Raw genomic sequence first — 12,908 nt, forward strand, 5'->3', positions numbered from 1 at the left:
ACACCATCCGGGACTCTACGATCGCGGCGATGGAGACCACCGAGAACCCGACCCCGATCCCCGACTCCGCGACCACCGACCCCGCGACCTCCGACTCCGCGACCACCGGCATCGACACGCCCCGGTTCACCGCCGACGAACTCGACGAGGCGTTCGGCCGATTCCAGCGCACCGTCGCCGAGATCGCGGTGAGCCGCGACTGGGACCGATTCGCCGAGATGTTCACCCCGGATGCGGAGTACATCGAACACGCGCTGGGCACCATGCACGGTCGCGAGGAGATCCGGGCCTGGATCTGGCGGACCATGTCGTCGTTCCCTGGCAGCCACATGACCGGCTTCCCCTCGCTGTGGCACGTCGTCGACGCCCCGACGGGACGGGTCATCTGCGAGGTCGACAACCCGATGCGCGATCCCGGGGACCAGACGCACATCACGGCCACCAACATCACGATCCTCACCTACGCCGGCGACGGCCTCTGGAGCCGCGAGGAAGACGTCTACAACCCGCTGGAGTTCGGGCGGGCTGCGATGCGGTGGTGTGAGAAAGCACGCGAATCCGGCTCGATCGACGAATCGGCCTCGGCGTGGATGGACACCACAGGCGCGATGTTCGCCTCCAGGCGCCCCGCGCGCTGAGCCTTGTCTTCTACGGATCGACCTGCGCAGATGGGGGCCGCGGCACGCCGAGCCCGGACGTGACAGACACCACCGTCACCCCTCGTAACGGCGGGGCCGCGCGGGAACGACACCCAGACGACGGACTTGGGACACCGATGCTCGTGCCGTACGCTAGAACTTTGACCAGTGGCGACGGGCGCACGGGGGCTCCACCCGGTACACCACGGTGTGGTGGACGGGGTGCGTATCTGTCCACGACGACGTCGCGAATCGCCATCGTGGCCGCCGGCCGCGCACGGGGATCGATCGACCTGACGCACACACAACGACGACACTCAATGACGAGACACGCGGACACCGTTCGGAGGACATCTACATGGCACGCGAGCTGACGCAACTCGAGCTTCTCAAAGAGCTGGCCCCGGTTGCCGAGGACAACGTCAACCGTCACCTCAAGATCGCCAAGGACTGGAACCCGCACGATTACGTGCCGTGGGACGAGGGTCGTAACTTCGCCGCCCTGGGTGGCGTCGACTACGACCCCGAGCAGTCCCAGCTCGACGAGGTGGCCAAGGCCGCGATGATCACCAACCTCCTCACCGAGGACAACCTGCCGTCGTATCACCGCGTCATCGCAGACAACTTCTCGATGGACTCCGCGTGGGGCCACTGGGTCGGTCGCTGGACCGCCGAGGAGAACCGTCACGGCATCGTCATGCGCGACTACCTCGTGGTGACCCGCGGCGTCGATCCCGTGGCCCTCGAAGAGGCGCGGATGATCCACATGACCAACGGTTACGATCCGATGCTGGCCGCGGCCGGACGCGTGGACGAGCTCGAAGAGCACGCCGACGAGCTGGGCCTGCTGCACTCGGTGGCCTACGTGACCTTCCAGGAACTCGCGACCCGCGTCAGCCACCGCAACACCGGCAAGGCGTGCAACGACCCGATCGCCGACAAGATGCTGCAGCGCATCGCGGCCGACGAGAACCTGCACATGATCTTCTACCGCAACATCTGCGGTGCGGGCTTCGACATCTCGCCCGACCAGACGCTGCGTGCGGTCACCGACATCGTGACCAATTTCCAGATGCCCGGCGCCGGCATGCCGAACTTCCGCCGCCACGGCGTCCTGATGGCCAAGCATGGCATCTACGACCTCCGCCAGCACCTCGAAGAGGTCGTCATGCCGGTTCTGCGCAAGTGGAACGTCTTCGAGCGTGACGACTTCACCAGCGAGGGCGAGAAGGTCCGCGAGGAGCTCGCCGCATTCCTCGAGCAGCTCGAGAAGGACACCCTCCGGTTCGAGGAGATGCGCGACCGCTCCCTCGCCCGCGAGGCCAAGAAGCGGGAGCAGCAGGCATCCTGAGCACCACCCTCTCCACGCATCCGGCGCCTTCGATCACCGAAGGCGCCGGTTCTGCGCTGCGCATCGGCTCGATCGAACTGGCCAGCCCGGTCGTCCTCGCACCGATGGCCGGCGTCACCAACGTCGCGTTCCGCACGCTCTGCCGCGAACTCGAACTCGCGCGCACCGGCACAGTCTCCGGCCTGTACGTCTGCGAGATGGTGACCGCTCGTGCGCTCGTCGAGCGGCATCCGGTCACGATGCACATGACGACCTTCGGGCCCGACGAGAACCCGCGGTCGATGCAGCTCTACACCGTCGACCCGGAGTACACCTACCAGGCCGCGAAGATGATCGTCGACGAGAACCTCGCCGACCACATCGACATGAACTTCGGATGCCCGGTGCCCAAGGTGACCCGTAAGGGCGGCGGGTCGGCCATCCCCTACAAGCGCACCTTGTTCCGCAACATCGTCGCGGCGGCCGTCCGCGCCACCGAGGGCACCGACATCCCGGTGACGGTGAAGTTCCGCATCGGCATCGACGACGAGCACCGCACCCACCTCGACGCCGGTCGCATCGCCGCCGAGGAAGGCGCGGCTGCGGTGGCCCTGCACGCGCGCACCGCGTCGCAGCGCTATTCCGGCGAGGCCGACTGGGACGAGATCGCCCGTCTCAAGGAGCACGTCACCTCCGTCCCCGTACTCGGCAACGGCGACATCTTCGAACCCGCCGACGCGGTCGCGATGATGAACCACACGGGTTGCGACGGAGTGGTCATCGGACGCGGTTGTCTCGGCCGCCCGTGGCTGTTCGCCGAACTCGCCGCCGAACTGGGTGGGTTCGAGGCCCCGACCGCGCCGAACCTGGGTGAGGTCGCAGACATCATGGTCCGGCACTGCCAACTCCTCGTGGACCACCACGGCGAGATGAAGGGCTGCCGCGAGATCCGCAAGCATGTCGCCTGGTATCTCCGCGGGTTCCCGGCCGGGTCGGAGATCCGTCGCCGGATGGCCCTGGTGGGAAGTGTCGACGAGCTGCGCGAACTGCTCGCCGAGCTGCCCGCCGACGCACCGTTCCCGTCCGACGGGCACGGTCCGCGGGGTCGCCAGGGTTCGCCGGCGAAGGTCGCGCTGCCCGACGGCTGGCTCGACGATCCCGACGAGGACGTGGTCCCGGCGGGTGCCGAGATCATGCACTCCGGCGGTTGAACCGAACCGCGATTGAACCGAACTGCGAAAACCGTCACATCGCACGCTCGGCTGAGACTGTTTCTCAGGTGCGATCAGTACTATGACGCGGAGGTCCCGGTCCCCCGGGACCCTGTGTTTGTGCGCACCGCGCCGATCGAGCCCCGATCTGCGGTGACTCTGCGAATCAGCTCTCGGGGCATGAGGAACGTGCATTGAGTCGTTGGACATCGGGCCCGGACGACCCGGAGACGGGCGGCGCCGCCGACCGCTCTCGTCGTGGTCGAGCCGGACGCTCCCGCGACGCAAACGACGCCACGGAGAAGTTCGACACACCTCCCGCCCAGGACTCATCCGCACATCCGAGCCTGCGTGAACCCCGCTCGGCCGACCGTTTCGTCCGTGGCCGTACGCGGCTGACGGTTCGCGAACTACTCGAGCAGATGAATGCCGAGGAGTCGACGGGCGCGCCGGCCGCCGAACCGGGCCGGCCGGACTCGCGACGGGCCGCTCGCGCGCGGTCCGACGCCGCCCCTCGTGAGACACCGCCCAGCACGCGCGGACGCTCTCGCCGGTTCGCACCTCCTCCCGCGGGACGACCCGCAGACCAGTCGCCCGCCTCCCCGCCTCGCGGTGCGCCGACGCAGCCCGAGCCGGACGACCGCCCGACCACTGTTCACGACTTCGGCAACGACGTCACCCAGAAGATCCCGACGATCGGCGACTCCGCACCGGATCTGTCCGACCGCGCGACCGCGAAACGTGCGATCGAGGAGTCTCGCGCACAGGAGCTGCACTCCGGCGGCCCGGCCGGCGCTCCCGCAGCGCAACCGCTCGAACGCACTCCCGACCTGACCGGTCCCCTCGCCCTGCGTTCCGGACCCCGCCGCCATCCCGGCCGTGCCGACGACCGGCGCGGCGCGATGCTGCGCAAGACCACGGCGACCGGGCGCATCCTGGTCGCCATCTCCTGTGTGATGGCCCTCGTCGGCACGGGTTTCGTCTGGGGCTACCTACAGTCGTGGAACGGCAACTGGCGCAACGTCACCGCCGTCGACCCCGAAGACGAGAACATCCGCAACAAAGACGCGCAGTACGGCGACGAGACGTATCTGATCGTCGGCACCGACACCCGCGGCGGTAAGAACGCGAAGGTGGGCGCCGGCACCACAGCCGACGCCGACGGTGCCCGGTCGGACACCGTCATCCTGGTGAACGTCCCCGCGAACCGGAGTCGCGTCGTCGCGGTGTCATTTCCGCGCGACCTGCAGGTGGACCAGCCGGCATGCCGAGCCTGGGACAACGCCACCGGCGCCTACGGTGCCGAGATGCCCCCCGCCGACGACGTCAAACTCAACGGCGTCTACGCCGCGGGCGGACCACAGTGCCTCGTGCGCGTGATCACCGCGATGAGCGGTCTGAACATCAACCACTTCATCGGCATGGACTTCTTCGGCTTCGAGAAGGTCGTCCGTGCGATCGGTGGCGTCGAGGTCTGCTCGACGGTGCCCCTCTACGACTACGAGATCGGCCAGATCCTGCGAAAGCCCGGCAAGCAGAAGCTGACCGGACGACGCGCGCTCAACTACGTGCGGGCCCGCAACATCTCCTCCGAGGGCAACGGCGACTACGGACGCATCAAGCGACAGCAGTTGTTCATGTCGTCGCTCCTGCGTTCGTCGCTGTCGGGCAACGTGCTGTCGAACCCCAACAAGCTCAACGGCATCGTCAACACGTTCATCGAGTACAGCTACGTCGACGGGGTGAACACCCAGTCACTGATCAGCCTCGCGGAGTCGATGCAGGGCATCGAGGCCGGTCGGGTGTCGTTCCTGACGATCCCCACCTCGGGCACGTCGACCGACGGCGCCAACAACGAGATCCCCCGGACCGACGACATCGACGCCATCTTCGATGCGATCATCGACGACCTGCCGTTGCCCGGTGAGCAGGCCCGTAAGAAGCCGACGACGTCGAAGGCACCCGCGAGTCCCAGTGGCCCCAGCTCGAGTGCGAGCGCCGATGCCGGCGCACCCGGCCCGGTGACGGCAACCGCTCAGAATCCGGCGAATGTCGGAGTCCGGGTGCTCAACGGCACCGGGCAGACGGGCCTGGCATCGGAGGTCTCCGAGCAGCTGGTCCCCTACGGGTTCGATGTCCGAGGTGTCGCCGACGCCTCGGAGAATCGCGACGACACCGTCGTCCGCTACGGCCCCGGACAACGCGACGCAGCCGCCACACTCGCCGCACTGTTCCCCGGCGCGAGCATTCAGCTCGACCGCACGGTGAAGTCGGGTGTGGAGCTGATCGTCGGCGCCGATTCCACTGGAGCCCTCGAGTCGGTGCCCGCCGCGGGTTCCACGCTCACCGTGGACCAGCTCGCTCCCGCGGAGAACACCGGCAACCTCCCCAACGACCTGGCCATCACGAACGCCGGCGACACCACCTGCACGTGACCTGCATCACCCCACGACGGGTGTGTGTGCGACCCCTCGGAAGACGCGCCGACTCGTGGCCGATAGAGGACGTACCGGACGTTCATCATGCGTTCATCGGTCGGAGTCGGATACGAGCCGCGTCGCACGTATCCTTGATGAATGCGTACCGCCTACCAAGAGCAACTCGAGGCGCTGACCTCGGTACTGGGTGAGATGTGCGAGCTGGCCGGCACCGCGATGTCGCGGGCGACGCAGGCACTGCTGCAGGCCGATCTCGCCATCGCCGAAGAGGTCATCGGCGACACCGAGCGAATGAGCCAGCTCACCGCTCGCGCCGAGGAACAGTCCTTCGCGCTCCTCGCCCTGCAGGCACCCGTCGCGGGTGACCTGCGTGGGGTCGTGAGCGGATTCCAGATCGTCGCGGACGCCGACCGCATGGGTGCCCTGGCCCTGCACGTCGCGAAGGTCGCTCGCCGTCGCCACCCGGCCAAGGCCCTCCCGGAGGAGGTCAACGGGTACTTCGCGGAGATGGGGCGTCTCGCGGTCGCACTGGCCAAGAGCGCGCACGAGGTTCTCGTGACCAGCGACCCCCAAGCGGCCCTGCGTCTGCAGGAAGACGACGACGCGATGGACGACCTGCACCGCCATCTCTTCACCGTTCTGATGGACCGCGAGTGGAAGCACGGCGTCGCCGCCGCCGTCGACGTGACCCTGCTGGGCCGCTACTACGAGCGGTTCGCCGATCACGCCGTGCTCATCGGCCGACGCGTTGTCTTCACCGCGACCGGCAAGACCCCGGAGCAGTTCCAGAGGATCGGGTGATCCTTCTCGCTCGGTCTGCGTGACCGAGCGGGAGACCACACCTCAAGGGGCCGAGAATTCAGTTCATCGAACTGATCTCGGCCTCTTTTCATGTCAGCGAAGATCTCCCCGCGGAGGGATTTCACACTGGCCGGGGTCGTGGCTAGGGTGGCGGACATGGCCCAGCATTATCCGACCGAGCCCGATTTCAATGCGGCGACCGACGAAGACGCCGAGGCTGCCGCCCATCGCCGCAAGATACTCGCCTACCTCGGCGTGACCGCATCCCTGGTGGCGCTGCTGGCGATCCTGTTGCTCAACATGTGACATGGCCCGACAGGCCATCCCAGACACGACAAGGCCCGCTCACCCGAGGGCGAGCGGGCCTGTCCGTGTCGAGGAAGGCTCCCGGTGACGATCAGCCGAAGCGTCCCGAGATGTAGTCCTCGGTCTCCTTCTTCGTCGGGTTCGAGAACATCGCCTCGGTGTCGTTGATCTCGACCAACTGACCCGGCTGGCCGACGGCCTCGAGGTTGAAGAACGCCGTCTGGTCGCTGACTCGCGCCGCCTGCTGCATGTTGTGGGTCACGATGACGATGGTGTACTCCTTCTTGAGTTCACCCATCAGGTCCTCGATCGCCAACGTCGAGATCGGGTCGAGCGCCGAGCACGGCTCGTCCATCAGCAGCACGTCGGGCGACACCGCGATCGCGCGGGCGATGCACAGGCGCTGCTGCTGACCGCCCGAGAGGCCGCCGCCGGGCTTGTCCAGACGGTCCTTGACCTCTTCCCAGAGGTTGGCGCCGCGGAGGCTCTTCTCGGCGACGTCATCGAGTTCGGACCTGTTGCGCATTCCCTGCAGCCGGAGGCCGGCGACCACATTGTCGCGAATGGACATGGTGGGGAACGGGTTCGGACGCTGGAACACCATGCCGATGGTCGCGCGGACGCTGACCGGGTCGACGCTCTTGCCGTAGATGTCCTCGCCGTCGAGCAGCACACTGCCCTTCGCATACGCGCCGGGGGTCACCTCGTGCATGCGATTGAGGGTGCGCAGCACGGTCGACTTGCCGCAACCCGACGGGCCGATGAAGGCGGTGATGCAGCGCGGCGGCACCTCGAGGGTGACGTCCCTGACCGCATGGAAGTCGCCGTAGTAGATGTTCAGGTCTTTGATGTCGAGGCGCTTGGCCATGGGGTTGGTTCCGTTCTGGAGGAGATGACCCGGTGAGGGTGAGGGATCAGGAGGTCTTGGGGGCGAACAACTTCGACACGATCTTCGCGCCGAAATAGACGATCGCCACGAGGATGACCAGAGTCAGCGCCGCTCCCCACACCTGGTCGAAGGCGCCCGGTCCGTTGTTGTACTGCTGCACCATCATCAGCGGCAGTGATTGCTGATTGCCGTCGAAGGGATTGACGTTCATCGCACGCGTCGCACCGACCAGGATCAGCACCGGTGCCGACTCGCCCATCACTCGGGCGATGGCCAGCATCACGCCGGTGACGATGCCCGAGAGTGCCGTCGGCAGGACGATCTTGACGATCGTCTTCCACTTGGGGATGCCGAGGGCGTACGACGCCTCTCGCAGGTCCTGCGGGACGATCTTCAGCATCTCCTCGGTGGCGCGGACCACGAGCGGGACCATCAGCAGCACGAGTGCGATCGCGACCACGAAGCCCGAACGCGGCAGCCCGAGGGTGGTGCGCCAGACCGCGTAGACGAACAGTGCGGCGACGATCGACGGGACGCCCGACAGGATGTCGACCATGAAGGTCGTGACGCGCGCCAGAAGTGACTTCTGGGTGGCGTACTCGACCAGGTAGATGGCGACGAAGATGCCCAGCGGAATCGAGATGACGGCCGCCAGCGCGGTCTGCATGAGCGTTCCGATGATGGCGTTGGCCGCACCGCCGCGGCGCTCGGCCTGCGTCCACCAGTCGATGTCGAGGATCGGCTCGATGCCGCGCGACACGAGCGTGAACACCAGCCACACCAGCGGGACGAGCGCCAGCAGGAGGGCGGCGACGACGGCCACGCGCACCGTCGCGTCGGTGAATTTCCGACGCCCGGACATCGGTGTGAAGCCGGACGGCTTCTTGACGGGGTCGGCCGCGGAACTTGTCGTGGTCACAGACATGGTCACTTCTTTCCGGCGACGACCGCGCGGGCGGCGGCGTTGACGATGAAGGTCAGGACGAACAGGGTCAGGCCGGCCGAGATGTAGGCGCCCGTCTTGGCGGGCGAGTCGAACTCGGCCGCGTTGTTCGCGATCTTGGTCGCGAAGGTCTCGCCGCTCTCCATGAGGTTGAAGTTCATGGGTCCGACCGTCGAGATGATGAGCAGCAGGGCCATCGTCTCGCCGAGCGCGCGACCGAGACCGAGCATCGAACCCGAGATGTACCCCGAGAACCCGAAGGGCAGGACCGCGACCTTGACGACCTCGAACTTGGTGGCGCCCAGGGCGAGCGCGGCCTCACGATGCCCCTTGGGGGTCTGCATGAACACCTCGCGCGTCACCGCGGTGATGATCGGCAGGATCATGACCGCCAGCACGATGCCCGCGGTCAGCAGCGTGCCGCCGGTGCTCATGTTGGCGACCTGGGTGGGCTGCTGGAAGAACGGCAGGAAGCCCAGGTTGCCCACCAGCCACTCGTTGACCGGCACCAGGGCCGGGCCGAGAACCAGGATGCCCCAGAGGCCGTAGACGATGGAGGGCACCGCGGCGAGGAGGTCGACGGTGTAGGTGATCGGACCGACGAGCCGTTTCGGCGCGTACTCGGTCAGGAAGATCGAGATACCCAGCGCGACCGGCATCGCGATCAGCAGCGCGATCACCGACACCACGACGGTCGCATAGAACAGCTGCGGGATACCGAAGGCGAGCTGGGACCCGCTGGTGATCCACTGGCCGGTGTAGGTGAAGAAGTTCTCGTCGTTCTTCGCCAGCGACGGAATCGCCTGCGCGAGGAGGAAGAGCGCGATCAGCGCGATGACGATCGAGACCACGAAACCCGAGCCGACGGCCAGGGTCCGGAACACCCGGTCGGCCACCTGGTGGTGTGCGGCCGCGTGCAGTTTGCCCGACGGTGGTTCGTGCGATGACCCGGAGGCGGTCGGTTCGTCGGTGCCCGGCGGAACCGCGCCACCCTCTTTGCTCAGCGAGGTCATGCGTCCTTCTTGTGATTCGGCTCTGGTCATTGGGGCCACTTCCCGCCGTCTCGTGGACACGCGAAATGTCGTGTCAGTGTGTCAACCGCGTGCGCGGGGCCGCAAACCGAAGCGGCCCCGCGCACTCGATCAGTGTTGGGTTGATCAGGCGTTCCCGGACCCACCGGACAGCGAGTCGATGGTTCCCTGCAGCTTGGTCTTGAAGGCCTCGGGCACCGGCACGTAGCCGATCTCCTCGAGTCCGGCCTGTCCGTCGTTCAGCACGGCGGTGAAGGCGTCCTTCAGCGTCTGGCTGGTGGCCTCGTCCTCGTAGCCCGCCGAGCAGACGATCGAGTACGGGGTGAGCAGCAGCGGGTAGGCACCCGGAGCCTTCGAGGCGAACAGGGCGTCGGTGTCGACGACGAGGTCCTTGCTCGCGGGGTCCTTGAAGGCCAGCGACTCGAGCGCGTTGCCCGCACTCTCCGCGTTCAGCGCGACCGGGCCGGCACCGAAGTCGACCTGGGCGACGCCGAGGTCGTTCTCGGTGGCGAAGCCCCACTCGACGTAGGTGATCGAGCCCGGGGTCTTCTTCACGGTGTCGCCGACGCCGGTCGACTTCGAGGCACCGGAACCGACACCCTTGGGCGCGAACTCCTTGCTGTGCTCATACGGCCAGTCGGCGGGGGCCGAGTTCTCCAGGAAACGCTGGAAGTTGTCGGTGGTGCCCGAGCTGTCCGAGCGGTAGACGGGAACGATGTCGCTGGCCGGCAGCTGCACGCCGGGGTTCAGCGCGGCGACGGCCGGGTCGTTCCACTTGGTGATCTTGCCGTTGAAGATCTTCGCGATGACGCTGGGGTTGAGCTTGAGGTCGTCGACGCCCTCGATGTTGTAGGCGACCGCGACGGGGCCCACGACGAGCGGCAGGTGCCACGGGGCGTTGCCGTTGCAGCGAGCGGTGGCCTCGGTGACCTCGTCGGCCTTGAGCGCCGAGTCCGAGCCCGCGAAGTCGACGTCCCCGGCGATGAACTTCTTGATGCCGTCGCCCGAGCCGCTGCCGGTGTAGTCGAGCACGATGTCGCTGTTGTCGGAGAGGACCTGGCTGAAGTGCTCCATGGCCTTCTGCTGCGCCGTCGAGCCCTCGCCGCTCACCGTCGACGAACTTCCCCCACCACACGCCGTCACGAGAGTCAGTGCCGCGATAGCCGACACGGACGCAAGAGCGCCGTTCCGATTGATTTTCACCGCTGGTGTTGCCTTTCCGTTCGCGTTCTCCGCCCGACGTGGCCGTGGGGCCCGGAGTGTCCGATTGGAAAGCTATGGGGGCGTGGTGGACTGATCCCCTACAAGAGATGAACTGCGGGTGAACTGGCCAAGGCAGACGGGGTGCGATCCGGCTGGCGCGCCACCATTGTGACCTGGCTAACTGCGTGGCGTGTCTGTCCAGGATGCCGAGCAGGGACATGGCCCCGGAAGCGGATGAGACGCCACCCTCGACGAGGCGGGCGATCAGCCGTAGGCGACGTCGACGGCGTAGCGGGTGAAGCCCAGCCGCTCATAGGTGTGCAGGGCAGCGGTGTTGTCGCCCTCCACGTAGAGGTTGATCTCCGAGACGCCGCCCCGGGCGAGGTGATGCAGCCCGGCCAGGGTCAGCAGACGCCCGAGCCCGCGGCCCTGCGCCGCCGGGTCGACGCCGACGATGTAGACCTCACCCAGCTCGGCGTCATGACGTTTGGTCCAGTGGAATCCGAGGAGCCGCCCGGTGTTGTCGGCGTCGAACGCGAGGAACAGTCCTTCGGGATCGAACCAGTCGGCCTCGACCCGCGCACGGATCTGCTCCTCGGACCACCCGCCCTGTTCCGGATGCCAGTCGAAGGCGGCGTTGTTCACCCGCAGGATCTCGGCGTCGTCGGCCGGACCGGCGTAGGTGCGCAGCGAGATGGAGGGACTGACGACGAGTTCGGGGAGTTCATGGCCGGCGCCGACGGGACGGCGGAGCTGCAACAGTTCGCGACGCTTCGTCAGGCCCATGGCGGCGGCGAGTGCCACCGCACCCGGCAGGTCGCCGTGGGCCCAGACCCGCACTCCGGGAGAGTCGCCCGCCGAGGCGTCGGGGGCGGGCGCTGCACCGAAGGCGGCGTCGAGCAGTGCGCGTCCATGGCCGCTCCTGCGCGATGCCGGGTCGACGACCGCCTCGATCATGGAGGGCTCACCGTCGCGCCCCGGCACGATGTTGGCGTACCCGGCCTCCGACCACACGTGCACGACCGGGGACCCGTCCCCGGCGTCGACCGCCGCGACCGCCCCCTCGGACAGCGGCGCGACACCGTCGGCCATCGTCGCCTCCCGGACCAGTCGATGCGCGAAGTCGGCGATCTCCGGCGGAAGAGCGCCGCGTCGCACCTGCAGTTCTTCAGTTCCCGGTGCTGGCACTGAACTCCTCGTCGAAGGGATCGGGTCCGTCGAAGGCTTCCTCGAGATCGTCGGCGACCACTGCATCGTCCTCGGCGACCTCGGCGGGCGCGGCCCGTCCGCGGGTGGGACGCACGGCCTTGTATCCCACGTTGCGCACGGTCCCGATCAGGGACTCGTGCTCGCTGCCGAGTTTGGCGCGCAACCGGCGGACGTGGACGTCCACGGTCCGCGTGCCGCCGAAGAAGTCGTAACCCCACACCTCCTGCAGCAGCTGGGCGCGCGTGAAGACGCGGCCGGCGTTCTGAGCCAAGTACTTCAGGAGCTCGAACTCCTTGTACGTGAGGTCGAGGGGGCGTCCGCGCAACCGCGCGGTGTAGGTCCCCTCGTCGATGACCAATTCCCCCAGCGTGACCTTGCCCGACGCCTCCTCGGCCGTGACACCGCGGGTACGCACCACCAGGAGACGAAGGCGCGCGTCGAGTTCCGCCGGCCCGGTGCCCGGGAGCAGGAACTCGTCGATCCCCCAGTCCGCATTCACCGCGACCAGACCGCCCTCGGTCAGCACCGCGGCGACCGGCACCGACGAACCGGTGCTGCCCAGTAGCCGGCACAGTCCCCGCGCCGCCGCCAGATCGGCGCGCGCGTCGACCAGCGCGACGTCGGCATTACCCGCCTCCATCAGCGAGGACACCTCGGTCGGCGCGGTTCGTACCGTGTGCGCGAGGAGCGACAACGACGGCAGGACCGACTCCGGATTGGGGTCGGCCGTCAACAACAAGAGATCCACCAAACACTCCGATCTCGTTCGTCCCCGTCCCGGACCATCCAGATCGCTCACCACGCCGTGAACGCCACCCGCGCACCGTCGACGATTGTTTACGCTGCCTTACCAACGTGTGCGGGATAGATGACAGAATAGCGTCACCGAGGCGGTCGGCAGTTGACAAG

The 12,908-nt window shown here is 67.4% G+C and carries 12 protein-coding genes; 6 read left to right on the forward strand and 6 right to left on the reverse strand.

All coding sequences use genetic code 11. The features are described 5' to 3' along the window. Window positions 1-29: 29 nt before the first annotated feature. From ACSUZC_RS18385 to ACSUZC_RS18410, 6 genes are all read left to right on the forward strand, one after another. Window positions 30-638, forward strand: coding sequence for a nuclear transport factor 2 family protein (locus ACSUZC_RS18385; protein ID WP_439029901.1), 609 nt, complete (start codon window positions 30-32; stop codon window positions 636-638). Between the two features lie 358 nt (window positions 639-996). Beyond that, on the forward strand, window positions 997-1,989 hold the full coding sequence (locus tag ACSUZC_RS18390; RefSeq protein WP_238423377.1) for an acyl-ACP desaturase: 993 nt from the start codon (window positions 997-999) through the stop codon (window positions 1,987-1,989). Between the two features lie 32 nt (window positions 1,990-2,021). Continuing rightward, entirely contained in the window at window positions 2,022-3,179 is a 1,158-nt protein-coding gene (dusB, locus tag ACSUZC_RS18395) for a tRNA dihydrouridine synthase DusB (RefSeq protein ID WP_439033174.1), read from the forward strand. A gap of 194 nt (window positions 3,180-3,373) precedes the next feature. Continuing rightward, window positions 3,374-5,614 (forward strand): LCP family glycopolymer transferase, encoded by a 2,241-nt coding sequence (locus ACSUZC_RS18400; RefSeq protein ID WP_439029902.1) that lies wholly within the window; start codon window positions 3,374-3,376, stop codon window positions 5,612-5,614. A 141-nt stretch (window positions 5,615-5,755) separates the two neighbouring features. Further along, window positions 5,756-6,418 (forward strand): phosphate signaling complex protein PhoU, encoded by a 663-nt coding sequence (gene phoU / locus ACSUZC_RS18405; RefSeq protein ID WP_439029903.1) that lies wholly within the window; start codon window positions 5,756-5,758, stop codon window positions 6,416-6,418. 156 nt (window positions 6,419-6,574) lie between these two features. Further along, a complete protein-coding gene (locus ACSUZC_RS18410; protein WP_238423373.1) occupies window positions 6,575-6,724 on the forward strand; it encodes a hypothetical protein in 150 nt (49 codons plus the stop codon). Between the two features lie 91 nt (window positions 6,725-6,815). Here ACSUZC_RS18410 and pstB read toward each other — a convergent pair whose 3' ends face one another. From pstB to ACSUZC_RS18440, 6 genes are all read right to left on the reverse strand, one after another. Continuing rightward, window positions 6,816-7,592, reverse strand: a complete 777-nt coding sequence (gene pstB / locus ACSUZC_RS18415) for a phosphate ABC transporter ATP-binding protein PstB (protein WP_439029904.1) — start codon at window positions 7,590-7,592, stop codon at window positions 6,816-6,818. Between the two features lie 46 nt (window positions 7,593-7,638). Continuing rightward, complete coding sequence (gene pstA, locus ACSUZC_RS18420) at window positions 7,639-8,538, reverse strand: phosphate ABC transporter permease PstA (RefSeq protein WP_439029905.1); 900 nt, start codon at window positions 8,536-8,538, stop codon at window positions 7,639-7,641. 2 nt (window positions 8,539-8,540) lie between these two features. Then, window positions 8,541-9,569, reverse strand: coding sequence for a phosphate ABC transporter permease subunit PstC (gene pstC / locus ACSUZC_RS18425; protein ID WP_439029906.1), 1,029 nt, complete (start codon window positions 9,567-9,569; stop codon window positions 8,541-8,543). A gap of 144 nt (window positions 9,570-9,713) precedes the next feature. Then, the gene (pstS, locus tag ACSUZC_RS18430) at window positions 9,714-10,790 is read right to left on the reverse strand and encodes a phosphate ABC transporter substrate-binding protein PstS (RefSeq protein ID WP_439029907.1); all 1,077 of its coding nucleotides are present in this window, start codon (window positions 10,788-10,790) and stop codon (window positions 9,714-9,716) included. 264 nt (window positions 10,791-11,054) lie between these two features. Continuing rightward, window positions 11,055-11,978: a mycothiol synthase gene (mshD, locus tag ACSUZC_RS18435; protein ID WP_439029908.1), complete on the reverse strand. Its 924-nt coding sequence runs from the start codon at window positions 11,976-11,978 to the stop codon at window positions 11,055-11,057. Then, window positions 11,959-12,747: a winged helix-turn-helix domain-containing protein gene (locus ACSUZC_RS18440; RefSeq protein WP_439029909.1), complete on the reverse strand. Its 789-nt coding sequence runs from the start codon at window positions 12,745-12,747 to the stop codon at window positions 11,959-11,961. The genes mshD and ACSUZC_RS18440 overlap by 20 nt, the downstream gene beginning before the upstream one ends. Window positions 12,748-12,908 lie beyond the last annotated feature (161 nt).

It is taken from the genome of Gordonia terrae, from assembly GCF_051789125.1.
In the GTDB taxonomy this organism is placed as follows: Bacteria; Actinomycetota; Actinomycetes; order Mycobacteriales; family Mycobacteriaceae; genus Gordonia; species Gordonia terrae_A.

What these genes read in the sequence shown, in the direction of transcription:
- ACSUZC_RS18390 (WP_238423377.1), top strand. Translation starts at nt 997, where the DNA reads ATGGCACGCGAGCTGACGCAACTCGAGCTTCTCAAAGAGCTGGCCCCG.
- ACSUZC_RS18385 (WP_439029901.1), top strand. Translation starts at nt 30, where the DNA reads ATGGAGACCACCGAGAACCCGACCCCGATCCCCGACTCCGCGACCACC.
- pstA (WP_439029905.1), bottom strand. Translation starts at nt 8,538, where the DNA reads ATGTCTGTGACCACGACAAGTTCCGCGGCCGACCCCGTCAAGAAGCCG.
- pstB (WP_439029904.1), bottom strand. Translation starts at nt 7,592, where the DNA reads ATGGCCAAGCGCCTCGACATCAAAGACCTGAACATCTACTACGGCGAC.
- ACSUZC_RS18410 (WP_238423373.1), top strand. Translation starts at nt 6,575, where the DNA reads ATGGCCCAGCATTATCCGACCGAGCCCGATTTCAATGCGGCGACCGAC.
- phoU (WP_439029903.1), top strand. Translation starts at nt 5,756, where the DNA reads ATGCGTACCGCCTACCAAGAGCAACTCGAGGCGCTGACCTCGGTACTG.
- pstC (WP_439029906.1), bottom strand. Translation starts at nt 9,569, where the DNA reads ATGACCTCGCTGAGCAAAGAGGGTGGCGCGGTTCCGCCGGGCACCGAC.